General features: G+C 69.2%; 19 protein-coding genes. 14 read left to right on the top strand and 5 right to left on the bottom strand.

Annotation, left to right across the window (positions count from 1 at the left end; genetic code table 11):
- The first annotated feature begins 1 nt into the window (after position 1).
- From LGR64_RS06270 to LGR64_RS06220, 11 genes are all read left to right on the top strand, one after another.
- A complete protein-coding gene (locus LGR64_RS06270) occupies positions 2-874 on the top strand; it encodes a branched-chain amino acid ABC transporter permease (protein ID WP_012206619.1) in 873 nt (290 codons plus the stop codon).
- Between the two features lie 176 nt (positions 875-1,050).
- A complete protein-coding gene (locus LGR64_RS06265; RefSeq protein WP_230355083.1) occupies positions 1,051-2,079 on the top strand; it encodes a branched-chain amino acid ABC transporter permease in 1,029 nt (342 codons plus the stop codon).
- Positions 2,080-2,108: 29 nt separating this feature from the next.
- Complete coding sequence (locus tag LGR64_RS06260; RefSeq protein WP_230355082.1) at positions 2,109-2,963, top strand: enoyl-CoA hydratase-related protein; 855 nt, start codon at positions 2,109-2,111, stop codon at positions 2,961-2,963.
- Positions 2,964-3,106: 143 nt separating this feature from the next.
- On the top strand, positions 3,107-4,315 hold the full coding sequence (locus tag LGR64_RS06255) for an ABC transporter substrate-binding protein (RefSeq protein ID WP_043819687.1): 1,209 nt from the start codon (positions 3,107-3,109) through the stop codon (positions 4,313-4,315).
- A 34-nt stretch (positions 4,316-4,349) separates the two neighbouring features.
- A complete protein-coding gene (locus LGR64_RS06250) occupies positions 4,350-6,005 on the top strand; it encodes a long-chain-fatty-acid--CoA ligase (protein ID WP_230355081.1) in 1,656 nt (551 codons plus the stop codon).
- A 12-nt stretch (positions 6,006-6,017) separates the two neighbouring features.
- Positions 6,018-7,100 carry a CaiB/BaiF CoA transferase family protein gene (locus LGR64_RS06245; RefSeq protein WP_230355080.1) on the top strand — a complete coding sequence of 361 codons (1,083 nt, stop codon included), beginning with the start codon at positions 6,018-6,020 and terminating at the stop codon, positions 7,098-7,100.
- A gap of 9 nt (positions 7,101-7,109) precedes the next feature.
- Entirely contained in the window at positions 7,110-8,672 is a 1,563-nt protein-coding gene (locus tag LGR64_RS06240; RefSeq protein WP_230355079.1) for a long-chain-fatty-acid--CoA ligase, read from the top strand.
- A gap of 25 nt (positions 8,673-8,697) precedes the next feature.
- Positions 8,698-9,846, top strand: coding sequence for an acyl-CoA dehydrogenase family protein (locus LGR64_RS06235; RefSeq protein WP_230355078.1), 1,149 nt, complete (start codon positions 8,698-8,700; stop codon positions 9,844-9,846).
- A gap of 77 nt (positions 9,847-9,923) precedes the next feature.
- The gene (locus LGR64_RS06230; protein ID WP_198821210.1) at positions 9,924-10,814 is read left to right on the top strand and encodes an SDR family oxidoreductase; all 891 of its coding nucleotides are present in this window, start codon (positions 9,924-9,926) and stop codon (positions 10,812-10,814) included.
- Positions 10,815-10,831: 17 nt separating this feature from the next.
- Positions 10,832-11,644, top strand: a complete 813-nt coding sequence (locus LGR64_RS06225; protein WP_199135194.1) for a crotonase/enoyl-CoA hydratase family protein — start codon at positions 10,832-10,834, stop codon at positions 11,642-11,644.
- 260 nt (positions 11,645-11,904) lie between these two features.
- A complete protein-coding gene (locus LGR64_RS06220; RefSeq protein ID WP_230355077.1) occupies positions 11,905-12,798 on the top strand; it encodes a 3'-5' exonuclease in 894 nt (297 codons plus the stop codon).
- Here the strand turns inward: LGR64_RS06220 and LGR64_RS06215 are convergent.
- On the bottom strand, positions 12,795-13,973 hold the full coding sequence (locus LGR64_RS06215) for a GGDEF domain-containing protein (protein ID WP_088164151.1): 1,179 nt from the start codon (positions 13,971-13,973) through the stop codon (positions 12,795-12,797). The genes LGR64_RS06220 and LGR64_RS06215 overlap by 4 nt on opposite strands.
- 315 nt (positions 13,974-14,288) lie before the next feature.
- On the opposite strand from LGR64_RS06215, the gene LGR64_RS06210 reads away from it, so the two are divergent.
- Entirely contained in the window at positions 14,289-15,578 is a 1,290-nt protein-coding gene (locus LGR64_RS06210) for an O-acetylhomoserine aminocarboxypropyltransferase/cysteine synthase family protein (RefSeq protein WP_034395982.1), read from the top strand.
- A gap of 63 nt (positions 15,579-15,641) precedes the next feature.
- Here LGR64_RS06210 and LGR64_RS06205 read toward each other — a convergent pair whose 3' ends face one another.
- From LGR64_RS06205 to LGR64_RS06190, 4 genes are all read right to left on the bottom strand, one after another.
- A complete protein-coding gene (locus LGR64_RS06205; protein ID WP_034395985.1) occupies positions 15,642-16,694 on the bottom strand; it encodes a hypothetical protein in 1,053 nt (350 codons plus the stop codon).
- An 86-nt stretch (positions 16,695-16,780) separates the two neighbouring features.
- Positions 16,781-18,079 carry an ergothioneine biosynthesis protein EgtB gene (gene egtB, locus LGR64_RS06200; RefSeq protein WP_230355076.1) on the bottom strand — a complete coding sequence of 433 codons (1,299 nt, stop codon included), beginning with the start codon at positions 18,077-18,079 and terminating at the stop codon, positions 16,781-16,783.
- Positions 18,066-19,124 carry an L-histidine N(alpha)-methyltransferase gene (gene egtD / locus LGR64_RS06195; RefSeq protein ID WP_216295574.1) on the bottom strand — a complete coding sequence of 353 codons (1,059 nt, stop codon included), beginning with the start codon at positions 19,122-19,124 and terminating at the stop codon, positions 18,066-18,068. Before egtD ends, egtB begins: the two co-directional genes overlap by 14 nt.
- 388 nt (positions 19,125-19,512) lie before the next feature.
- On the bottom strand, positions 19,513-20,127 hold the full coding sequence (locus tag LGR64_RS06190; RefSeq protein WP_013801530.1) for an OmpW/AlkL family protein: 615 nt from the start codon (positions 20,125-20,127) through the stop codon (positions 19,513-19,515).
- A 230-nt stretch (positions 20,128-20,357) separates the two neighbouring features.
- Here LGR64_RS06190 and LGR64_RS06185 point away from each other — a divergent pair, with 230 nt between their 5' ends.
- Both LGR64_RS06185 and LGR64_RS06180 read left to right on the top strand, forming a co-directional pair.
- A complete protein-coding gene (locus LGR64_RS06185; RefSeq protein WP_013801529.1) occupies positions 20,358-20,873 on the top strand; it encodes a sigma-70 family RNA polymerase sigma factor in 516 nt (171 codons plus the stop codon).
- The gene (locus tag LGR64_RS06180) at positions 20,870-21,907 is read left to right on the top strand and encodes a FecR family protein (RefSeq protein ID WP_230355075.1); all 1,038 of its coding nucleotides are present in this window, start codon (positions 20,870-20,872) and stop codon (positions 21,905-21,907) included. Before LGR64_RS06185 ends, LGR64_RS06180 begins: the two co-directional genes overlap by 4 nt.
- Positions 21,908-21,969: the final 62 nt, after the last annotated feature.

The following is a 21,969-nucleotide window of genomic DNA, read 5'->3' as shown; positions in this document are numbered from 1 at the left end:
CATGGACGCCTTCATCCACCAGTTGCTGGCCGGCCTGGCCACGGGCGGCATCTACGCCACCGTGGCGCTGGCCCTGGTCATGATCTACCAGGCCACGCACCACATCAATTTCGCGCAGGGCGAGATGGCCATGTTCTCCACCTTCATCGCCTGGGCGCTGCTGCAGGCGGGGCTGCCGTACTGGTGGGCCTTCCTGGCCACGGTGGCGCTGTCCTTCGTGCTGGGCGCGGCCGTGGAGTTCGCCATCATCCGCCCCATGCACAAGGCGGCGGACCTGGCCCAGGTGGTGGTCTTCATCGGCCTGCTGATCGTCTTCCACAGCCTGGCCGGCTGGATCTTCGGCTACACCATCAAGGAGTTTCCCAGCCCGTTCCCGGCCGACGCCTGGTATGGCAGTGCCCTGATGTCGGCCCATGAGGTGGGCACCATCTTCGTGGCCCTGGCCATCGTGGCCCTGCTGTTTGCCTTCTTCCGGCTCACGCCGCTGGGGCTGGCCATGCGCGCGGCCGCGCAGAACCCGGCCTCCTCGCGCCTGGTGGGCATCTCCGTGGGGCGCATGCTGATGCTGGGCTGGGGCCTGGCCGGCGCCATCGGCGCGGTGGCCGGGATGATGGTGGCGCCCGTGGTTTTCCTCGATCCGCACATGATGAGCGGCGTGCTGCTGTATGCCTTTGCGGGCGCGCTGCTGGGCGGCATCGACAGCCCCGCGGGCGCCGTGCTGGGCGGCTTCATCGTGGGCGTGCTCGAAAACCTGGTGGGCAGCTACGTGGTCGGCACCGAACTCAAGCTTTCTGTGGCCCTGGTGCTGATCGTGGGCGTTCTCATCGTGCGGCCGGCCGGGCTGATGGGCCGCAAAGTCGTCAGGAGGGTTTGAACAATGCCCTCCCTGAGCGGCGGACGCCGCTTCCCGTTGCACGGCGCCCCCTCTCTCGCTACGCGGGAGGGGGAAGACACCCTCGCGGCGGGGCGGCGCGGCCGGCGTAGGCCCTTGCTCGGTGCCCCTCGCTTTTGGGCCACGCCAGTTTTGTGCCAAGCGCCCTGGAGACAATGATGTCCACACGATCCGCCTCCTCGTCTGACGCACTGGTCGCCGCCACCAGCGCGCGCCGCCCCCTGCCCCTGGGCACGGTCCTGATCGCGACGCTGGCGCTGGCGGCCTGCTCGCTGGTCTTCGTGGCCAAGGGCTACCAGCTGTTCCAGGCCACCATGGTGCTGGCCTATGCCGTGGCCCTGGTGGGGCTGAACATCCTCACGGGCTACAGCGGCCAGATCTCGCTGGGCCATGGCGCCTTCTTCGCCATAGGCGCCTATGCGGCCGGCATCCTGATGGACCGCGCGGGCCTGGCCTACTGGCTGGCCGTGCCTGCGGCCGGCCTGGTGAGCCTGGCGGCGGGCTACCTGTTCGGGCGGCCCGCGCTCAGGCTGGAAGGGCTGTACCTGGCGCTGGCCACCTTTGCGCTGGGCGTGGCCATGCCCCAGCTGCTCAAGTACCGCCACCTGGAGGCCTGGACCGGCGGCGTGGGCGGCATCGTGCTGACCAAGCCCGAGGCGCCCTGGGGCCTGCCGCTGGATGCCGACCAGTGGTTCTACCTCTATGCATTGGCCGTGGCGGCCCTGCTGTTCTGGATGGCACGCAACCTCATAGACAGCGGCAGCGGCCTGGCGCTGCGCGCCATCCGCGACCACGCCATGGCGGCCGAGGCCATGGGCGTGGACAACGCGCACTGCAAGTCCATGGCCTTTGCGATTTCAGCCGGCTACACGGGCGCGGGCGGCGCGCTGTCGGCCATTGCCGTGCAGTTCGTGGCGCCCGACTCCTTCACCATGTTCCTGTCGATCTCGCTGCTGGTGGGCGTGGTGGTGGGTGGCGTGGGAACGCTGTGGGGCGCGCTGTTCGGCGCCCTGTTCATCATGTTCATCCCGGGGCTGGCCGAGCAGGTGTCCAAGGCCGCGCCCTGGGCCGTCTACGGCACCGTGCTCATCGTCTTCATGTTCGCCATGCCCGGCGGCGTGATGGGCCTGCTGCACCGGCTGGGCCGGCCGGGCCGGCGCCTGCCGCGGCAGCGGCCGCGTGCCTGACTTTCCATCCCCACCCACAGGAGTCCCCCATGAATTCCAGTCCGGCCGTCCGCATGGAACGCCACGGCAACAACGGCGACAACGGCGACAGCGGCGAGATCGCCCTCATCGTCCTCCAGGACAGCGCCCGCATGAATCCGCTGGGCAGGCCCTTGCAGCTGCGGCTGCGCGAACTGCTGGCCGAGGTGCGCGAGGACACCTCCCTCCGCGCCCTGGTGCTCACCGCCGAGGGCCGGGGCTTTTGCGTGGGCGCGGACCTGTCGTCCATGGGCGGCGCACAAGGCGAGGCCCAGGCCGATGGTCGCACGCTGGGCGCGCAGACGGCCGACAACATGCACCAGCTGTCCAACCGCCTCATCCTGGACCTGCAGCAGCTGCCCGTGCCCGTGGTCTGCGCCATCAACGGCGCGGCAGCCGGTGCCGGCGTGGGCCTGGCCCTGGCTGGCGACGTGGCGCTGGCGGCGCGCTCGGCCTACTTCTACCTGCCTTTCCTGCCGCGTCTGGGCATCGTGCCGGACCTGGGCACCACCTGGTTCATCGAGCGCCGGCTGGGCCGTGCGCGCGCCCTGGGCCTGTCCCTGCTGGGCGACAGGCTGGGCGCGCAGCAGGCTGCCGACTGGGGCCTGGTCTGGGCCTGCGTGGACGACGAGGCCCTGCGCGAGCAGGCCCTGGCCACGGCAGCACGCCTGGCGCGGCTGCCGGCCGGCGCCGTGCTGGAAGCCCGCCGCGCGCTGGACCACGCAGCCGCTTCCACGCTGGAGCAGCAGCTTCACTACGAGGCCGAACGCCAGCGCGAGTTGGTGGGCGCGCCGGCCTTCATGGAAGGCGTGCAGGCCTTCATGCAAAAGCGCGAACCCGTGTTCGCGCCACGCCAGCCGGGCTGACCGCCAAGCCTTCCCGCCGCACCTTGCTGCGCCCGCACATGCATTCGTCGGAATCGACGATGGGCGCGCGCCGGGCCGGTTCCTACCATGGACCGGCCACCACAAGAAAAGCGGGCACGGCGCCCGCAAGCCAGGAGACAACCATGCGCAACACCATCGCCCGGGGCCCCTGGGCCCTGATCGCCTGCCTGGCGCTGGCCCTGCCGGCCATCACCCAGGCGCCAGCCCAGGCCCAGAAGAAGTACGACACCGGCGCCAGCGACACCGAGATCCGCATCGGCAACTTCGTGCCCTACTCGGGCCCGGTGTCGGCCTACGGCACCATCGGCAAGGCCCATGCGGCCTACTTCGCCAAGATCAATGCCGAGGGCGGCATCAACGGCCGCAAGATCACCTACCTCTCCGCCGACGACGCCTACAACCCCGCCCAGAGCGTGGAGCAGACGCGCAAGCTGGTCGAGCGCGACGGCGTGCTGCTGATGTTCGGCGCGCTGGGCACCTCGCACAACCAGGCCGTGCATCGCTACATGAACCAGCGCAAGGTGCCCCAGCTGTTCGTCTCCACGGGTGCCACGCGCTGGGGCGATCCGAAGAACTTCCCCTGGACCATGGGCTGGCAGCCCACCTACCAGCTCGAAGGCCGCACCTTCGCCCAGCACATCCTGGCCACGCGGCCCCAGGCCAAGGTGGCCGTCCTGATGCAGAACGACGACTTCGGCAAGGACTACCTCAAGGGCGTGCTCGACGGATTCGGCGAGCAGGCCAAGCAGCGCATCGTCGTGCAGCAGACCTACGAGGTCGGCGACCCCACGGTGGACAGCCAGATGGTGGCGCTCAAGGGCTCGGGGGCGGACACCTTCATCAACATCAGCACGCCCAAGTTCGCGGCCCAGTCCATACGCAAGGCCGCCGACATCGGCTGGAAGCCTGCGCACTACCTGGTCAGCGTCTCGCTGTCCATCAGCTCGGTGCTCAAGCCCGCGGGCCTGGACAACGCGCGCGGCGTGATGACGGCCAGCTACCTGCGCGAGCCCTCGGACCCCACCAACCAGGGCACGCCCGAGCTGGCCGGCTACCTGGCCTTCATGAAGCAGTTCTACCCGGCGGGCGACCCCAACGATTCGCTCAACGTCATCGGCTACTCCCAGGCCCAGACCCTGGTGCAGGTGCTCAGGCAGGCCGGCGACGAACTCACGCGCGCCAACATCATGAAGCAGGCCGCCAGCCTGAAGATGGACCTGCCCATGCTCTACCCGGGCATCAGCCTGCAGACCGGTGGGGACGATTTCTTCCCCATCAAGAAGATGCAGCTCGTGCGCTTCGACGGCAGCCGCTATGCGCCCGTGCAATGACCCCGGCCTTCAGGACAACGACAGGAGACACCCCATGCCCGCCTTGCAAGGACTGATGCAGGACCGCCCGCTCATGATCTCGTCGCTGATCGAGCATGCGGCGCGCTTTCACCCGCACACCGAGATCGTCTCGCGCCTGCCGGAAACCCGGGACGGTGGCCTGCACCGCACCGACTGGGCCGGCATGCGCCGCGCCTCCTGCCAGGTGGCCAACGCCCTGCAGTTGCTGGGCGTGCAGCCCGGCGAACGCGTGGGCACGCTGGCCTGGAACAGCTGGCGCCACCTGGCGCTGTACTTCGGCGTCTCGGGCAGCGGCGCGGTGCTGCACACCATCAACCCGCGCCTGTTTCCCGAGCAGATCGAATACATCGCCAACCATGCCGAGGACCGGGTGCTGTTCTTCGACGTGCCCTTCGCGCCGCTGGTGGAAAAGCTCGCACCGCATCTGAAGACCGTCACCACCTATGTCTGCATGAGTTCGCGCGAGCACATGCCCGCGCTGGACCTGCCCGACCTGCGCTGCTGGGACGAGCTGGTGGGCAACCAGAGCGAGGACTTCGAGTGGCCCGAGTTCGACGAGCGCACGGCCTCGTCGCTGTGCTACACCTCGGGCACCACGGGCCACCCCAAGGGCGTGCTGTACTCGCACCGCTCCACCGTGCTGCACACGCTGATGGAGCTGGCGCCCGACACCTTCGGCCTGAACGCGAGCGAGACCGTGATGCTCATCGTGCCCATGTTCCATGCCAATGCCTGGGGCACGCCCTATGCGGCGGCCATGGCCGGCGCACGGCTGGTGCTGCCCGGCCCCCACCTGGACGGCCAGAGCGTCTACGAGCTCATGCGCGACGAGAAGGTCACCTTCTCGCAGGGCGTGCCCACCGTGTGGCTGATGCTGTTCCAGTACCTGGATGCGCATCCCGACATCGACCCGCGCGCGCTGGGCGTCAAGAGCATAGGCATCGGCGGCGCGGCCGTGCCGCGCGCCATGCTGGAGCGCTTCGAGAACCAGTTCGGCGCCCAGGTCGTGCAGGGCTGGGGCATGACCGAGACCAGCCCCATCGGCGTGGTCAGCAAACTGCTGCCCCGGCACGATCCGCTGTCGGGCGAGGAACTGGTCAAGGTCAAGCTCAAGCAGGGGCGCGGCGTCTGGGGGGTGGACCTCAAGATCGTGGACGACGACGGCCGGCCCCAGCCCTGGGACGGCCAGGCCCGGGGACACCTGCGCGTGCGCGGCCCCTGGATCGCCAGCGGCTACTTCAAGGGCGAAGGCGGCTCTCCCGTCGATGAGGAAGGCTTCTTCACCACGGGCGACGTGGCCACCATCGATGCCGACGGCTTCCTGCAGCTGGTGGACCGCGCCAAGGACGTGATCAAGTCGGGCGGCGAGTGGATTTCCTCCATCGACGTGGAGAACGCCGCCATGGGCCATCCCGGCGTGGCCGAGGCCGCCATCATCGGCGTGGCCCATCCCAAGTGGCAGGAGCGGCCGCTGCTGCTGGTGGTGCCGCGCGCAGGCCACAGCGTCAGCCGCGAGTCCATGCTCGACTTCCTGTCCACGCGCATCGCCAAATGGTGGCTGCCCGACGACGTGCTGCAGGTGGCCGAGCTGCCGCACACGGCCACGGGAAAACTGCTAAAGACCAAGCTGCGCGAGCAGTACAAGAACCATCCACTGCCCACGGCCTGAAAGGAGACCTCCATGCCAGGACCGCTTGAAGGCGTGCGCGTGGTCGAGTTCGCGGGCCTGGGCCCGGGGCCGTTCTGCGCCATGCTGCTGGCCGACATGGGTGCCGAGGTGCTGCGCATCGCGCGGCCCGGCACGCCGGTCGATGCGCAGGACATCACCACGCGCAGCCGCAGCCAGGTCGAGATCGACCTGCGCGGCGAGGAAGGCCAGGCCTCGGCCCTGGCGCTGATCGCACGCGCCGATCTGCTGATCGAGGGCTTTCGGCCCGGCGTGATGGAGCGCCTAGGCCTGGGCCCCGAGCCCTGTTTGGCGCGCAACCCGCGCCTGGTCTACGGCCGCATGACGGGCTGGGGCCAGCACGGGCCGCTGGCGCATGCGGCGGGGCATGACATCAACTACATCGCCATCTCCGGCGCGCTGCACGCCATCGGCCGCGCGGGCGAGGCGCCCGTGCCGCCGCTCAACTACGTGGGCGACTTCGGCGGCGGCGGCATGCTGCTGGCCGTGGGCCTGCTGGCCGCCCTGCACGAGGCCGGGCGCAGCGGCCGGGGCCAGGTCATCGACGCGGCCATGACCGATGGCACGGCCCTGCTGTCGGCCTTCATGTACGGCTTCAAGGCCAAGGGCCAGTGGAGCAACCAGCGCGGCGAGAACCTGCTGGACGGCGGCGCGCACTTCTATGACACCTATGCCTGCGCCGACGGCAAATACATCGCCATAGGCGCCATCGAGCCGCAGTTCTACGCTGAGCTGCGCCAGCGCTGCGGCATACAGGACCCGCTGTTCGACGCGCAACTGGACGCCGCACGCTGGCCCCTGCTCAAGCTGCGCCTGGCCGACGTGTTCCGCACGCGCACGCGCCAGCAGTGGTGCGAGCTGCTGGAAGGCAGCGATGCCTGCTTCGCCCCCGTGCTCGATTGGGACGAGGCGCCCCAGCATGCCCACAACCGCGCGCGCGCCACGTTCACCGAGGCCGGCGGCGTGCTCCAGCCCGCGCCGGCGCCGCGCTTTTCGCGCAGCGTGCCCGAGCAGCCCCTCCCCCCGCGCGCCGCCAGCCTGCAAGACACGCTGGCCGCGTGGAACGCCCGCTCCTGAGGAAACCCCATGCCCATGTATCTCACCCAGGCCATCCACAAGGGCCGCCGCGAAAGGGCCGGCGCCACGGCAGCCATCTGCGGCGCAGAGCAGGCCAGCTGGTCGCAGCTTGCGCAGCGCATCGAACGCTGTGCCGGCCTGCTGCGGGCGCTGGACGTGGCGCCCGGCGACCGCGTCGGCATGATGGGCCTGAACTCCATCCGCTACCTTGAATACTTCTATGGCTGCTGGTGGGCAGGCGCCGCGGTCAACCCCGTCAACATCCGCTGGAGCGCGCACGAGGTGGCCTACTCGCTGGACGACTGCGACACGCGCGTGCTCTTCGTGGACGATGCCTTCGCGCCCCTGGTGCCCCGGCTGCGCGAGCTGTCCTCCAGCCTGCGCACCGTGGTGTTCTGCGGCACGGGCGCCGCGCCCGAAGGCGCGCTGCACTACGAACAATTGCTGGCCGCCGCCACGCCCTGCGCCGACGCGCTGCGCAGCGGCAACGACCTGGCTGCCGTCATGTACACAGGCGGCACCACGGGCCGGCCCAAGGGGGTGATGCTCAGCCACGACAACCTGTTCATCAACGCCCTGTCCAATGCCAGCAACGTGCCGCGCCAGCATGTGAAGGTAGGCATGGTGGTCACGCCCATGTTCCATGTGGCCGGCTGCGGCCTGGCCCTGCTCATGGCCCAGCGCCTGGTGCCCCAGGTCATCGTGCCGGCCTTCGACGAGCTGGCCATCCTCGCCGGCATCCAGCAGCACGGCGTGAACGAGCTGTTTCTGGTGCCCACCATGATCCGCCGGCTGATCGAGCATCCGCGCCTGGCGGAGTTCGACCTGTCCAGCCTGCGCCTCATGCTCTATGGCGCGGCGCCGATAGACGCCAGCCTGCTGGAGCGCGCCATGCAGGCGCTGCCCGGCGCCGACTTCGCCCAGGCCTACGGCATGACCGAGCTGTCGCCCACCATCGTGTCCATGGGCCCGGCCGAGCACCGTCCCGGCCCGCAGCGCGAGCGCCTGCTGCGCGCGGCCGGCCGGCCCGTGACCATTGCCGAGGTGCGCATCGTCGATGGCGAGGGCCGCGAGCTGCCGCCCGGCGAGGTGGGCGAGATCACGGCGCGCGGCCCCATGGTCATGCAGGGCTACTGGAACAGGCCCGCCGAGACAGCCGCCGCGCTCAAGGACGGCTGGATGCACACGGGCGACATGGGCCGGCTGGATGCCGACGGCTACCTCTTCGTCGTGGACCGGCTCAAGGACATGATCGTCAGCGGCGGCGAGAACGTGTACTCGGCCGAGGTCGAGAACGCCATCGCCCAGCTGTCCCAGGTCGCCATGTGCGCCGTCATCGGCGTGCCCGACGAACGCTGGGGCGAGCGCGTGCACGCCGTGATCGTCGCGCGCGAGGGCCAGCCGCTGACCGAGGCCGAGGTCATCGCCCACTGCCGCGAACGCATCGCGGGCTACAAGTGCCCGCGCTCGGTGGAGTTCCGCGCCGAACTGCCACTGTCGGCCGCCGGCAAGCTGCAGAAATTCCAGCTGCGCGAACCCTATTGGCAGGGCCGCGAACGCCGCATCAACTGACCCCCACGAACCACCAGGCCACGCCATGCCACTGCAACTGACACGCTCCTGGAGCACCCCCGAGCTGGAAAGCCTGCGCGCCACCGCCGTGCGCTTTCTGGAAACCGAAATGCAGCCCCAGGACGAGGCCGCGCGCCAGCGCGGCAACGTGGGCCATGCCATCTGGCGCCGCGCCGGCGAGCTGGGCCTGCTGTGCACCGACATCCCCGAGGACTACGGCGGCGGCGGCGGCGACTTCCGCCACGAGGCTGTGATCCACGAGGAGATGGCGCGCCGCGCCCTCTCGGGCATGAGCAACTCCGTGCACTCCATCGTGGCCCACTACCTGCTCAACCACGGCACCGAGGCGCAAAAGCGCAAGTACCTGCCCGCCATGGCGCGCGGCGAGCTGGTGGGCGCCATCGCCATGACCGAGCCCGGCGCAGGCTCGGACCTGCAGGGCGTGCGCACGCGCGCAGAACTCAGGGACGGCCGCTACCGCATCAACGGCAGCAAGACCTTCATCACCAACGGCCTGCTGGCCGGCCTGATCCTCGTGGTCTGCAAGACCGACCCGGCCCAGGGCGCGCGCGGCACCTCCATCCTCATCGTGGAGACCCGGGACTGCGCGGGCTTTCGCGTGGGCCGCGTGCTCGACAAGATGGGCATGAAGGCCCAGGACACCTCGGAGCTTTTCTTTGATGACGTGACCGTGCCGCAGGACGCGCTGCTGGGCGGGCGCGAAGGCCAGGGCTTCTACCAGCTCATGGGCGACCTGCCCTACGAACGCCTGATCATCGGCCTGGCCGCCCTGGCCTGCATGGAAGGCGCCTACGAGGCCACGCTGGCCTACGTGCGCGAGCGCCGCGCCTTCGGCCAGGCCATTGCCGACATGCAGAACACCCGGTTCAAGCTCGCCGAGGTGGCAACCACGCTGACCGTGGGCCGCGCCTTCATCGACCGCTGCGTGGAGCAGCTGGTGGCCGGCACGCTGGACACGGCCACGGCCTCCATGGCCAAGCTGTGGGGCTCGGAAGCGCAGGGCTGCGTGCTCGACGAACTCGTGCAACTGCATGGCGGCTACGGCTACATGAACGAATACATGGTCACCCGCATGTACGCCGATGCGCGCGTGCAGCGCATCTACGGCGGCACCAGCGAAATCATGAAGGAAGTGATCTCGCGCGCGCTCTGACGCTCTGATCCCCTGGCGGCGCCAAGCGCTGCCGCAGTCCCCCTATCCCTTCCCCGGCAGCACAGGAGACAGCAGCCATGACCCTCGACGACCTCATCTACAAGCCCGGCCTGCTCAAGGGCGAACGCATCCTCGTCACTGGCGGCGGCACCGGCCTGGGCCGTGTCATGGCCGAGGCCTTTCTCATGATGGGCGCCGACATCTACCTGTGCGGCCGGCGCGGCGCCGTGGTCGAGCAGACAGCGCAGGAGCTGGTGCAGCAGCACGGCGGCCGGGCCACGGGCCATGCCTGCGACGTGCGCCAGCCCGAGGCCGTGGAGCAGATGATCGAGGCCATCTGGGCCGACGGCGGCGCGCTCACGGGCCTGGTCAACAACGCGGCCGGCAACTTCGTCAGCCGCACCGAGGACCTGTCCATGCGCGCCTTCGACGCCGTGGCCAACATCGTCATGCGCGGCAGCTTCAACCTCACGCTGGAGTGCGGCCGCCGCTGGCTGGCCGAGGGCCGCAAGGCCAGCGTGCTGTCCATCCTCACCACCTGGGTCTGGAACGGCTCGGCCTTCACCGTGCCCTCGGCCATGGCCAAGTCGGGCGTGCATGCCATGACGCAATCGCTGGCCGTGGAATGGGGCAACCGGGGCATACGCTTCAACGCCATCGCGCCGGGCCTGTTCCCCACCGAAGGCATGAGCGCGCGGCTGAACCCGCAGGGCGGCGAGCATGTGCGCGCCGACAACCCCATGGGCCGCAACGGCCGCATGCCCGAGCTGGCCAACCTGGCCGTCTTCCTCATGAGCACCCAGGCCGAGTACCTGACGGGACAGACCATCGCCATAGACGGCGGACAATACCAGGCGACGGGCGGCAACTTCGCCGGGCTGGCCAGCTGGAGCGACCAGGACTGGGCGAATGCGCGCAGCGCCATCGAATCGCGCAACGCGGCCGACCGCCAGCAAAGAACCGCATAGACACAAGGAGACAAGCCATGAGCCAAGAACGCGTGCGCATATCGGTGGACCACGGCGTGGCCGAGGTGACCCTGGCCCGGCCCGACAAGATGAATGCGCTGGACCCCGCCATGTTCGACGCCCTGATCGACGCATTGGCGCGGCTGCGGGACACGCCCGGGTTGCGCGCCGTGGTGCTGCATGGCGAAGGGCGCGCCTTCTGCGCGGGCCTGGACATGGGCAGCATGGCCGGCATTGCCGACGGCCAGCAGACGGCGGACATGACGGACCTGGCCGCGCGCACGCACGGCATGGCCAACCGCTTCCAGCAGATCTGCTGGGGCTGGCGCGAACTGCCCGTGCCCGTGATCGCCGCCGTGCATGGCGTGGCCTACGGCGGCGGCCTGCAGCTGGCCCTGGGCGCGGACATCCGCCTGGTGGCCGATGATGCGCGGCTGTCCATCATGGAAATCAAGTGGGGACTGGTGCCCGACATGGCCGGCTGCGCGCTGGCCGCGCCGCTGGTGCGCGGCGATGTGCTGCGCGAACTGGTCTACACCGGCCGCATCGTGCCCGGCCCCGAGGCCGTGGCCCTGGGCCTGGCCACGCGCGTGAGCGCTGCGCCGCTGGAGGAAGCGCGCCACCTGGCCCGCCAGATCGCGGCCAGCAGCCCGCACGCCATACGCGCTTCCAAGCGCCTGATGCAGCTCAGCGAAACCGCTTCTCCCGCAGACATCCTGCTGGCCGAGGCGCAGGAGCAGCAGGCCCTGCTGGGCAGCCCCAACCAAGCCGAGGCCGTGCGCGCCGGCCTGGAAAAGCGGGTGCCGGTCTTCAACGATCAAGGCCTTTAGACACCTTTTGAAACAGCCGCCGGACCCTGCATCGGGGTCCGGCGCAGCCATCCGCAAATACCCTTATTCGACGCCCTTTCGCCACTGCGCTGATTTTTTAGGCATTCCGTGGAAAGCCTTGCAGGGCGCGGATTCGGCAAGTTACACCCGGAGTTTTCCACAACTCCGTCCACACGCACCGGGGATAAAAACCCGGTGCCTGAGGGGCATGCAAGTGCAGGCATACTTGACGGCTTGCCTCGGCTTCCCCCTCTTTTCCCATGCCCCGCCTGCACGCTCCCAGCAAGGATGACAGCCGCCTGCTGCCGCCTTTTGCCGCCCTGCCGGAACGCTGCATCCACGTGCCCGCCACCGACGCCGAATTCGCGGCCGCACGCGCCGCGCTGATGGCGGCTCCCGTGCTCGGTTTCGATACCGAGAGCAAGCCGCTGTTCCACGCCCACCAGACCGACACCGGCCCCCATGTGGTGCAGTTGGCCACCTGCGACCAGGCCTGGCTGCTGCAGTTGCACCATGCGCAGGCACGCGCGCTTGCGGCCGACGTGCTGGCCAGCGAGTCCATCTGCAAGGCCGGTTTCGGCCTGGACCATGACCGCAGCGCGCTGCCCGCGCGCCTGGGCGTTGCGCTGCACAACGTGATCGACCTGGACCGCGTGTTCAAGCGCCACGGCTATGCCAGCTCGGTGGGCGTGCGCGCGGCCGTGGCCCTGGTGCTGGGGCAGAACTTCCACAAGTCCAAGAAGATCTCCACCTCCAACTGGGCTGCACCGCAGCTGAGCCTGGCCCAGCGCCACTACGCGGCCAACGACGCCCACGGCGCCGCCATGGTGCATGCCGCCCTGCCCGCCTGGGAACAGCGCCAGCCGGCCGTGGCCCAGCCGCCCGCCAGGTCCGGCAGGCCTGCGCCTGAACCCCGCGGCCCCGGCAGCTCCAGCGGCCCGCGGGGACCACGCAGGCCCCACGCGCCACGCGAGCAGGACGCACCGCGCGAGCCGCATGTGTCGCACGAGCAGCATGTGTCGCACAAGCCGCACGAGCCGCATGAGCCACATGCACCGCGCGAGTCCAGCGCCCCACGCTCATCGCCACGCCCTTCCCGCACCCCACGCCTGCTGCAGGCGCCGGTCACACCGGGCAAGCCAAGCCCTGGCTAGGCCTCTTCCTCTTGCGGCACCAGCCGCACCCGGTCGCGGCCTGCGCGCTTGGCCTCGTAGAGCATGGCGTCGGCACGCGCCAGCGCCTGCTCCAGCGTCTGGCCCTGGGTCATCCAGGCCACGCCAAAGCTGGCCGTGATGCGCATCTCGTCGGGCAGCGCGCTGAAGCCCATCAGGCGCAGCTGGGTCTGGATGCGCCGGGTGATCCATTGCGCGGCCAGCGGGTCGGCGTGCGGCAGCAGGGCCACGAACTCCTCCCCGCCAAAGCGTGCAACCAAGTCCTGCTGGCGTGTGCTGCGCAGCAGCAGGCGCGCAAAGCGCTGCAGCACCTCGTCGCCCGCCGCATGGCCCCAGCCGTCGTTGACCCGCTTGAAATGGTCCAGGTCGCACACCAGTACGGCGGCCGACAGCTGCGGCTGCTCGGCCAGCCGGCGCTGCACGGCCTCCTTGAAGGCGCGCCGGTTCAGCAGCCCGGTCAGCGGATCGCGGTCGCGCTCCTCGTGCAGCTCCTGCACGGTGTCGCGCACCGCTGCGGCCAGGAATAGCATGGCAAACAGCAGGCCGAACACCAGCAGGCTCAACTGCAGCGCCATCCACGAGGAAGAAATGCCCAGCCATTCCCCGGCCGCGCTGGCCGATACCGAAGCAGCACGCGGCGTCACCCACAGCGTCCGGACGAAAAAGCTCAGCGCAAAAACCACGAACACCCACAGCAGCAGCCGGTCCCAGCCTGTGCAGGGATGCCTGCGTGGCAGCCGCCACAGCGGCAGGGCCAGCTGCAGGCCCAGGCCGAAATTGAGCACATGCTGGCGCGCCTGGGCATCGGGCACGGCCCAGGCGTAGTAGCCCAGCACCACCAGCACCGCGCCGCCAAAGCCGGCCGCCAGCGGTGCATCCGGGCGCACGCCCTGGCGTATGGCCATGGCCTCGGTGATGAACCAGGCCGCGCACAGTTGCAGCGCGGCCGTCGTCAACGCATTGACGGGAACGGCCGCAGGCCGCTCCAGGATCTGCAGCAGCAGCGCCAGGCTGAAGCCGGTGAAGGCGAAGGACATGCTGCGCAACTCGCGCCGGGCACGCAGATGCCGCCAGCAGACATAGAAACAGCCGGCCAGCAGCAAGGTGCACAGGGGCACCGCCAGCGCCAGAAGATGTCTTGCTGTCAACGTCACCATCAACTCCCTGATGGAGTCTAGCGATCAGGTCACGTTACAACACATCGTTAACAAAAATACACATTCACTCACGGTCCTGGGAATGTCAGGCTGGGCCTATCTGCGCGTGGCAGGGGAGCAACCGGGCTGCGGCGTATATGTTCGTAACCAACGCATCGTTGGGCACCGGAGGCCGGCACGCCACAATGCCAACCGTCCTCCGCTAGTAAAACCTCAGGACTTACGCAAACAGGATGCGGGAACGCGCCGCTCCCCATGGCAAATGGCCCGCCCGTGCCCTTCTTGCGTAAGCCGTCACCAGAAAGGCAATCTTCCATGCGCATCGAAACCCTGGCCGTCCACGCCGGCTACTCGCCCGACCCCACCACCAAGTCGGCCGCCGTGCCCATCTACCAGACCGTGGCCTACGCCTTCGACAGTGCCCAGCATGGCGCCGACCTGTTCGACCTCAAGGTGGCCGGCAACATCTACACGCGCATCATGAACCCCACCACCGACGTGCTGGAAAAGCGCGTCGCGGCGCTGGAAGGCGGCATTGCCGCCGTGGCCGTGGCCTCGGGCATGGCCGCCATCACCTATGCCATCCAGGCGATTGCCGAGGCCGGCGACAACATCGTCTCGGCCAGCACGCTCTACGGCGGCACCTACAACCTGTTCGCCCACACCTTCCCGCAGCAGGGCATCACCGTGCGCTTTGCCGATCCGCGCGACCCGGCCAGCTTTGCCCAGCACATCGATGAGAAGACCAAGGCCATCTTCATCGAGTCCATCGGCAACCCGCTGGGCAATGTCACCGACATCCGCGCGCTGGCCGACGTGGCCCACGCCCATGGCGTGCCGCTGATCGTGGACAACACGGTGCCCAGCCCCTATCTGCTGCGCCCCATCGAGCACGGCGCCGACATCGTCGTGCACTCGCTGACCAAGTACCTGGGCGGCCACGGCAACAGCGTGGGCGGCGCCGTCGTGGACAGCGGCAAGTTCCCCTGGGCCGAGCACAAGACACGCTTCAAGCGCCTGAACGAGCCCGATGTCAGCTACCACGGCGTGGTCTACACCGAGGCCCTGGGCGAGGCCGCCTACATCGGCCGCGTGCGCGTGGTGCCGCTGCGCAATACCGGCGCCGCACTGTCGCCGCACAACGCCTTCCTCATCCTGCAGGGCATCGAGACGCTGGCCCTGCGCATGGACCGCATCTGCGAGAACACCCAGAAGATCGCCGAGACGCTGCAAAAGCATCCCAAGATCGAATGGGTGCGCTACGCCGGCCTGCAGGACCACCCCGACCACGCCCTGGTGAAGAAGCAGCTGGGCGGCCGCGCCTCGGGCATCCTCTCCTTCAGCCTCAAGAACGGCAGCGGCGACAGCGACACGCGCGCCGCCGGTGCGCGCTTCCTGGATGCGCTGCAGCTGTTCACGCGCCTGGTCAACATCGGCGACGCCAAGTCCCTGGCCACGCACCCGGCATCGACCACGCACCGCCAGCTGGACGCCGAGGAGCTTGCCAAGGCCGGTGTGACCGAAGGCATGGTGCGCCTGTCCGTGGGCATCGAGCACATCAGCGACCTGCTGGCCGACCTGGAGCAGGCGCTGGCCAAGGTCTGATTCCCGCGCAAGGGCGGGCCGGACTGCGCGGCGGCCCGGCCCTTGCAGGCAGGCCCTGGCCTGTCAGCGCCGCTTGGCGCGCTCTCGCACTTGCTGCGAGGAGTAGAAGATCAGCGGATCGGGCGTGCGTTGCGGGTTGGCGCAGGGCTCGATGGCATGGCCCTTGGGCGGGGCGCAGCGGGCCAGGTCGCGCAGCTGGGCCTGGGTGCGTTCGGCGTGGCGCGCGGCAGTCTCGCCTTCGGACGGGCGGCTGCCGGGCACGATGAGGCGCAGCTCCATCTTGCGGATGGCAGGCTCCACGGCATAGGTGCCCTGGTACTGCATCACCACGCGGCGCTCGGCCAGGTCCACCGTGGCCAGCACGGCGCGCATGGGCACGGGAATCATGGCGCCCGACTGGTAGCGCACCAGCACGAAGGGCGCGAAGGGCTTGGGAATCTTCAGCTCCAGTGTCTGGCCCTTGCCGCCGCGCGCATCGGCGCGCACGCGCAGCTGCCCGCCGTCGGGCAGGTAGCGGTCCAGCCGCCAGCCCGTGGATACACGCTGCGCACCCACGCAGGGCGCGTAGTAGTACTCGGTGGCATCAGCATCCTTGCCGGTGTAGAGCATCTGGGCACCTTCATGCTCGGTGAGCGCCTTGGCGGCCACGTCCGCACCGTCGGCCCTGGCGCCAACCAGCGTGCCGCCCCGCACGAACACGCCCGTGTACGGGAACCAGGTGGTGCGCTGGTTGGCGACGGCGCCATAGGGCTTGCATTCGGTGGACATGCTCTGGTCCTGCATGTCGGCCTGGGGTGCCATGGGCTCGCCGCCGTGGCCGCCTCCCTGGTCGGCCAGGCTCAGGCGGCCATCGGCCTCGATGGTGAACGTGGCCTTGGCCACCATGGAGTAGTAGCGGCCGGCAGCGTCTTCGCCGATCAGCAGCAGGCTGGGCAGGGGCGTTAGGTTGGCCACCTCGGGTTCGGCGTGCGGCGCATCGGCCGGGGCCTTGGCGGGCACCTCGGGCCGGGGCTGGTCCTGTGGCTGGCTGGGCGCCGGTGCCTGGGGCGGCGCAGTGGCGCAGCCGGCAAGGACCAGGGACAGCGGCATGGCAAGAACAAGCGAACGCAACAACATGGAACTCCCTCGGATCATTGAGGCCGACGATGCTACTGCATGCGCCGGCGCGCGATGCAATGCCAGGCAACGCGGCACGGGCAGGCTCAGGCCAGATCCCTTGCCAGCCGCAGGCCGGTCATCTGCCAGCGCGCCTGGGTGGGGAAGAAATTGCGGTAGCTGGCGCGCGCATGGCCGGGCGGCGTGAGGCAGGAGCCGCCACGCAGCACGTACTGGTTGACCATGAACTTGCCGTTGTACTCACCCACCGCGCCCTCGGCCACCACAAAGCCCGGGTAGGCGGTGTAGGCCGACTGGGTCCACTCCCAGACCTCGCCCAGCGCATGGCTGCCGGGCTGCATGGCGCGCGGGTGCACGGGGCCGGGCGGCTCGCCGTGCTGCGGGCGCTGCGCCATCTGCGCGGCAAGGGCCGCCTCCCATTCCGCCTCGGTGGGCAGGCGCGCGCCGGCCCAGCGCGCATAGGCATCGGCCTCGAAGTAAGAGAGGTGGCAGACGGGCCTGCGCCCGTCCAGCGCCAGCGCGCCATGCAGGCTGAATTCCTGCCACATGCCGTCCATCACGCCACCGGCCTGGCGCCGCCAGTACCACGGGTGCTCCAGCTGCTGCGCGCAGCGCCAGTCCCAGCCTTCAGCCAGCCACCACTGCGGCTGGGCATAGCCGCCATCCTTGACGAAGCGCAGGAACTCGGCATTGCTCACGGGCCGCTGCGCCATCTCGCAGCCCTGCAGGAACACCTCGTGGCGCGGGCGCTCGTTGTCGAAGGCAAAGCCATCGCCCGCATGGCCCACGGCATACATGCCGCGCGGCACGGTCAGCCACTGCAGCGGCGGGGGCAATCCATCGGGCTCTTGCGGCGCAGGCACGCCCTCTTCCTGCGCGCGGTACGCAGGCCACAGCGGGTGGCAGGACAGCAGGTGCTTGATGTCGGTCAGCAGCAGCTCCTGGTGCTGCTGCTCATGCTGCAGGCCCAGCTCCAGCAGCGCGGCCAGCCGTGCAGGCGGCTGCGTGCCCCAGTCCTCGAACATCTGCAGCATGCGCTGGTCCACGGCCTCGCGGTAGGCCAGCACCCGCGCCAGCGAGGGGCGCGTCAGCAGCCCGCGCTGCGCACGCGGATGCCGCTCTCCCACCTGCTGGTAGTAGGAGTTGAACAGCACGCGAAAGTCGGCATCGAAGGGCGGCACGCCGGGCGCGTGCTCGGCCAGCACAAAAGTCTCGAAGAACCAGGTGGTATGCGCCAGATGCCATTTGGCCGGGCTGGCGTCTGGCATGGACTGCACGCAGGCATCCTCGGCCGACAGGGGCGCGGCCAGCAGCACGGTGCTCTGGCGCACGGCCTCGTAGCGCTGCACCCAGCGGAAGACGGCGGGCATTTCACGCATGGGCATGGATCACGGCAAACCACTGGCGCTCATCCGTCCAGACCTGGCAGGGCCCGAAGCCCGCGCAGGCCAGCATGCCCAGGAATTCGGGCAGCGGGTACTTGTAGCTGTTTTCGGTGTGGATGGTCTCGCCGGCCGAGAAATGCCGCAGCCCCTGCGGCCAGCCCACGATCAGCGGGCGGCGCGCGCGCAGGTGCATCTCAATGCGCGAATGCTCGGCGTTGAAGAAGGCCACATGCTCCCAGTCGTCCGGGTTGAAGTCGCTGCCCAGCAGGCTGTTGACGTGGCTGAGCAGGTTCAGGTTGAAGCGCGCCGTCACGCCCTGTGCATCGTCATAGGCGGGCTCCAGCCATTGCGTGGACTTGGGCAGGTCTATGCCGATCAGCAGGCCGCCGTCGTCGTTGACCATGGCTCGCATCTGGCCCAGCATGCGCTGGGCCTGTACCGGGTCGAAATTGCCGATGGACGAGCCCGGATAGAACAGCAGCCGCCCGGCCTGCGGGATATGGGGCGGCAGGGTCAGCGGCTCGGTGATGTCGGCCGTGACGGCATGGGCCTGCAGTTGCGGAAATTCCTCGGCCAGCCGCCGCACGGACTGGCGCAGGAATGCGCCCGCAATGTCCACGCCCACGAAATGCCGTGGCCGCAGGCTGCGGCACAGGCCGCGCACCTTCTCGCAATTGCCGGCGCCCAGCTCGATCAGCACCTCGCTGCCGCGCAGGGCCTCGGCCATGGCGGCGCCAGAGTCGGCCAGGATGGCGGCCTCGGTGCGCGTGGGGTAGTACTCGGGCAGCCGCGTGATCTGCTCGAACAGGTCGCAGCCGCGCGCGTCGTAGAGGTATTTGGGAGAGACCTGGGCCTGGGGCTGCATCAGCCCGTGCTGCAGTTCGGCGCGGGTCGCGCGCAGTGCGTGGTCCGCCCATTCCGGGGCCGCCTCGCGCCTGCTGCCCTGGGCGGGCGCACGCGGCGCCGAAGGCAAAGGCAGCGGCACGCGCTGGGCGCGCGATGCCAGGGCAGAGGAAGACACGGTCGAGTCGTGGGCAGACAGCATGGTGGGGGCCTCGCGTTGTGAGCCGCCCGCCGCAGCGTGGTGAATGCCGCATCCCGGCTTGCAGCAGGGCGCGGTCGCCAAGGGGCGGACAGCCAATGGTGACTGACGCCTGCAAACGGCAAGCGAGCCTCGCAAGACTCGCACCGGCAGGCCGAGGCACCAGCCTAGGCGCCTGCCCATGGCATGCGGGTAGGACAGTTTCCACCGCGCGTGATTTTTTCGTGACCTGTCCGGTGGTGCGCCGCAGCATGTCCGCAGCAGACGAAAGCGCCGGTTCGGACGAAAAAAATCCGGTATGCCGCGAACGGCATACCGGACCAAGTACCCATCCTTGCCTCACTACGCGCTGCCGGATGAAGCAGCGCGTGCCTCACTCATGATCCGGAGATCAGAAGCGATAGCCCAGTCCCACACCGACCAGCACCGGGTTCACCTTGAAGGTGCCCACCTTGGTGCCGGCGGAGCTCACGTCCGTTTCAATGAAGACCTTCTTCACGTCGAAATTCAGCGACCAGTTCTTGTCCAGCGCATAGTCGAAACCGATCTGCAGCGCGCCGCCGAAACTGTTCTTCTTGATCGAGGGGTTCAGCGCGGCCTGCACGGCAGGGTTGAAGCTCACGCTCGAAAAGCGGGTGTAGTTCACACCGGCGCCGACGTAGGGCTTGAAGGCGCCGAAATTGGTGAAGTGGTATTGCGCCAGCAGCGTGGGCGGCAGGTGCTTGAGGCTGCCGATCTGGCCCAGGCCGTTGGCACGCAGGTCGTGCTTTTGCGGGTAGGTCAGCACCAGCTCGGCCGCGATGTTGGGCGTGAAGAAGTAGGACACGTCCAGTTCGGGCATCCACTTGTTGTTGATCGACAGACCCAGACCCGTGCTGTCCTTGTTGGCGCTGTCCAGATTCACGGCGCGCACGCGCACCATCCAGGGGCCTTCGGCCTGCTGCGCAAACGCGGCACCCGACGACAGGGCGCAAACGGCAGCAACGGCGAGCAGAGTTCTTTTCATGATGGAGAGTCTTGGAGTAGCCCGGGGCAAATCCCGTAGCTGTATTGCATCAGGGGCGGACGTGGCCGATCTTGTCCTAGCTCAAACCCGAAGGTGCGCAGCCCCGCATGGCCGGATCGCGTTGGATGCATGCAACGCATTGCGCGGCGGGCCAGTTGCGGGCAGGCTGCAGCCATTGCTCAAATAGAATGCGAATCATTATCAAATCCGCATTCCCAGGAACCCGCCCCATGGCCGCCGCGCCTTCGCACCCCGACATCGCCCTGCTCTACAGCGACCACCACGGCTGGCTGGTGGGCTGGCTCAGGCGCCGGCTGGGCAATCCCTGCGATGCGGCCGACCTGGCCCAGGACACCTTCGTTCGCGTGCTGGGCAAGCCCCAGTCCCTGCATGGCGTGCGCGAGCCGCGCGCCTGGCTCACCACCATCGCCCACGGCCTGGTCGTGGACCACACCCGCCGCGCCGCCCTGGAGCGCGCCTGCCTGGACGCCATCGCCAGCCTGCCCGAGCCGCTGGCGCCCTCGGCCGAGGAGCGCCATCTGCTGATCGAATCCCTGGTGCGCATGGACAACCTGCTGGCCGGCCTGCCGCCCAAGGCCCGCAGCGCCTTTCTGCTCTCTCGCCTGGAAGGCCTGAGCTACCCGGAAATCGCCCTGCAGCTGGGCGTGTGCCTGAGCTCCGTCGAGAAGTACATGGCCACCGCCATACGCCACTGCCTTGCCCTGCGCAAGGAACTGACGGCGTGAGCACAGACCAGGCCCCCCAGGCGCTGGAACAGGCCATTGCCTGGGCCGTGCGGCTGGCCTCCGGCACGGCCACCGATGCCGACCGCGCCGCCTGCCAGGCATGGCGCAGCAGCCACGCCGCGCACGAACAGGCCTGGCAACAGGTCCAGGCGGTGGAGGCCCAGTTCGCCCTGCCCGCCGGCCAGGCGGGACTGGTCCACGGCGTCCTGCGGTCCGCTGGACCAGGGCCGGCGCGAGGCCGGCGCGCAAGCCTGCAGCGGCTGCTGTTCCTGGGCCCCGCTGCCCTGCTGCTGGGATCCATGGCATGGCGTTGGGCTGCACCGCGCGAGCAGATCGCGCTGGACACGGCCATCGGTGAGCGCCGCAGCACCCTGCTGGCCGACGGCAGCCGCCTGCACCTGGCACCGGACACGCTGGTGCAGGTGGATTTCACCTTGCTGCGCCGCGTGGTCCGCCTGGCACGCGGCGAGATCTTCATCGACACCGGCAGCGACCCGCGCTCCCTCGCGGGCCGACGCTCCTTCTGGATGGAAACGCCGCTGGCCCGCTTCGAGGCCCTGGGCACCAGCTTCGGCGTGCGCCACGAAAAACACCCGGACACGGCCACGCGCCTGTACGTCACCGAGGGCCGCGTGGCCATCCATGTCAGAGCGCTGGACGGCACTGCGCCAGACCCCCTGGACGCCATCGTCGCCACCTCCGGTGAGACCCATGTGCTGCACGCCGGCCAGCACCGCCCTGTGCGCCTGCCCGACGAAGGCCTGGTGCCCGACGCATGGACCGACGGCGTACTGGTCGCCCGCCGCATGCGCCTGGACGCCTTCATGACCGAGCTGTCACGCCAGACCGGCATGCCCATGGAATGCACCGACGACGTGGCTGCCCTGCATGTTTCAGGCGTATTCCAGCTGGACGGGCCGGATCCGGCGGGTCGTGCGCTGGCCGCCATTGCCCGCACGCTGCCTGTGCGTGTGGAGCGCGGACAAGGTGCGGCCAGCGGTGCCCACAGCGCCATGCGCCTGGTCAAAGCCTGAGCCGGAATTTTTTTCAGGCAGTCATTACGGGTTTCACACCGCCCGTTCGGCATAGGAGCAAA

Source organism: Delftia sp. Lp-1 (assembly GCF_020523835.1).
Taxonomy (GTDB): Bacteria; Pseudomonadota; Gammaproteobacteria; order Burkholderiales; family Burkholderiaceae_C; genus Comamonas; species Comamonas acidovorans.
The sequence above is the reverse complement of the archived record's forward strand: the minus strand, read 5'-3'. Positions and strand labels throughout refer to the sequence as shown.

Excerpts from the sequence above, each read along its gene's own strand:
- LGR64_RS06240 (WP_230355079.1), top strand. The coding sequence starts at position 7,110 with ATGCCCATGTATCTCACCCAGGCCATCCACAAGGGCCGCCGCGAAAGG.
- LGR64_RS06230 (WP_198821210.1), top strand. The coding sequence starts at position 9,924 with ATGACCCTCGACGACCTCATCTACAAGCCCGGCCTGCTCAAGGGCGAA.
- LGR64_RS06205 (WP_034395985.1), bottom strand. The coding sequence starts at position 16,694 with ATGTTGTTGCGTTCGCTTGTTCTTGCCATGCCGCTGTCCCTGGTCCTT.
- LGR64_RS06245 (WP_230355080.1), top strand. The coding sequence starts at position 6,018 with ATGCCAGGACCGCTTGAAGGCGTGCGCGTGGTCGAGTTCGCGGGCCTG.
- LGR64_RS06215 (WP_088164151.1), bottom strand. The coding sequence starts at position 13,973 with ATGGTGACGTTGACAGCAAGACATCTTCTGGCGCTGGCGGTGCCCCTG.
- LGR64_RS06270 (WP_012206619.1), top strand. The coding sequence starts at position 2 with ATGGACGCCTTCATCCACCAGTTGCTGGCCGGCCTGGCCACGGGCGGC.
- LGR64_RS06235 (WP_230355078.1), top strand. The coding sequence starts at position 8,698 with ATGCCACTGCAACTGACACGCTCCTGGAGCACCCCCGAGCTGGAAAGC.
- LGR64_RS06260 (WP_230355082.1), top strand. The coding sequence starts at position 2,109 with ATGAATTCCAGTCCGGCCGTCCGCATGGAACGCCACGGCAACAACGGC.
- egtD (WP_216295574.1), bottom strand. The coding sequence starts at position 19,124 with ATGCTGTCTGCCCACGACTCGACCGTGTCTTCCTCTGCCCTGGCATCG.
- egtB (WP_230355076.1), bottom strand. The coding sequence starts at position 18,079 with ATGCCCATGCGTGAAATGCCCGCCGTCTTCCGCTGGGTGCAGCGCTAC.
- LGR64_RS06190 (WP_013801530.1), bottom strand. The coding sequence starts at position 20,127 with ATGAAAAGAACTCTGCTCGCCGTTGCTGCCGTTTGCGCCCTGTCGTCG.
- LGR64_RS06220 (WP_230355077.1), top strand. The coding sequence starts at position 11,905 with ATGCCCCGCCTGCACGCTCCCAGCAAGGATGACAGCCGCCTGCTGCCG.
- LGR64_RS06250 (WP_230355081.1), top strand. The coding sequence starts at position 4,350 with ATGCCCGCCTTGCAAGGACTGATGCAGGACCGCCCGCTCATGATCTCG.
- LGR64_RS06265 (WP_230355083.1), top strand. The coding sequence starts at position 1,051 with ATGTCCACACGATCCGCCTCCTCGTCTGACGCACTGGTCGCCGCCACC.
- LGR64_RS06225 (WP_199135194.1), top strand. The coding sequence starts at position 10,832 with ATGAGCCAAGAACGCGTGCGCATATCGGTGGACCACGGCGTGGCCGAG.
- LGR64_RS06210 (WP_034395982.1), top strand. The coding sequence starts at position 14,289 with ATGCGCATCGAAACCCTGGCCGTCCACGCCGGCTACTCGCCCGACCCC.
- LGR64_RS06255 (WP_043819687.1), top strand. The coding sequence starts at position 3,107 with ATGCGCAACACCATCGCCCGGGGCCCCTGGGCCCTGATCGCCTGCCTG.
- LGR64_RS06185 (WP_013801529.1), top strand. The coding sequence starts at position 20,358 with ATGGCCGCCGCGCCTTCGCACCCCGACATCGCCCTGCTCTACAGCGAC.